At 45.9% G+C, this 1,336-nt stretch carries 1 protein-coding gene; it reads right to left on the reverse strand.

Annotated elements, in window-relative coordinates; translation table 11 throughout:
- Nucleotides 1-20: 20 nt before the first annotated feature.
- The gene (locus I4W93_RS20200; RefSeq protein WP_205313743.1) at nucleotides 21-1,136 is read right to left on the reverse strand and encodes an IS4 family transposase; all 1,116 of its coding nucleotides are present in this window, start codon (nucleotides 1,134-1,136) and stop codon (nucleotides 21-23) included.
- Nucleotides 1,137-1,336 lie beyond the last annotated feature (200 nt).

Here is a 1,336-nt window from a genome sequence, read left to right on the forward strand (position 1 = left end):
CCTGAGGGATCCCCACGAATTTAGCCCTCGCATTCAATGTAGTAACTCGTTGTATCCAGCAAGTGTTTACAGTGGCGCAAAGTACTGCGCCACTGTGTTGTTGTAAACATTACCTGCTTGGCCATCGCTCTTAACCCCAAGGTATGAAACGATAAGACTCGTTTATCCCGATAGCTGTTTGCCTGGAACCGGCGTTGCTGATTGGCTACGGTCAGCCCAACACCCAGTAATATCAGCACTAATGAAGCTAAATTGCTCAGCAGCAGTAACAAGCTTATTCGGTGTATTTTTGTACTACCGTTTTTCTCGAATCCGAGGCCAAACTGCGTGCTTTTCATATCTCTGAAGCTCTCTTCTATCTGCATACGTTGGCGGTAAATTGATACGACCTGTTTGCTATGATGGCTGCTCTGCGGCAAGTTAGAAGTAAGTAGCCATGGCTCTGTGTTTCCTCGGGCATGTGTTTGGGAGGTTTTTGACCGTTTCATACTGCCATCTGCATTACGCAAATGGCGACCTTTGCTTTTTTGCTTGTATAACGTCAACAAGCAGGCAAACGGTTTGTATCGTGCAATCTGTGCATGATATTGCTTCGGTTTGAGCGTTGCTTTGGCAAATAACCGGCCAATACACTGCCAGTTTGCACCATTATCAGTGGTATAAAAATTTGGCTTACGTACCCGGCCGACAAAGTACCAGCCTAATGCTTCAATTTGCCTGAACCAGGGCGCTTTAAAGCCAGCATCAGTGACAATCACCGGCTTACATTTTGCTGGCAGTAGCTGAGACAACGTCTGTAAAAACAGTTGATGAACAGCGGGTTTTTCTTTTGTACTCAGCGGATGAACCTCCTGGTACAGGGTGATAGGCCGACCATCGAATGTCAGCACTGCTCGCAGTAAAAAGTGTCTGCCTGCTTCATCTAAATCAGACCAATCTATGCTTATCGTTGGGTGTTTAGCAGTACAGAACAAGCGACATACGGCTCCGTAAACTAACGTTTGCTCTCGCAATAAATGCGTATTGGACAGCAGCCTGTCAGCCCGCTTAATGTTATGTTTTTCATAAGCATTAGAGTGAATACCCCGGCCAATGCTGGTGACGGTAGCGGCACTGCCGTTTGCGAGGCTATGCACGCAATCAATCACTGCTTTTTGTCTGGTTGCATGCATTTTGGGTGTGACAAATGAAACGATATTGGTCAAGATAGTACGAACATTCATGGCTGTTTGGTCTCAGTGATGTTTGGCGATTGATCTGATCACCGAACGCCATGAATGTTCCTTCTGAGTTCATCTTTTTGTTTTAGCTAATAATTTTGTGGGGATACCTCAGG

Origin of the sequence: Rheinheimera maricola (genome assembly GCF_016918075.2) — a bacterium.
GTDB classification, from domain to species: Bacteria; Pseudomonadota; Gammaproteobacteria; order Enterobacterales; family Alteromonadaceae; genus Alishewanella; species Alishewanella maricola_A.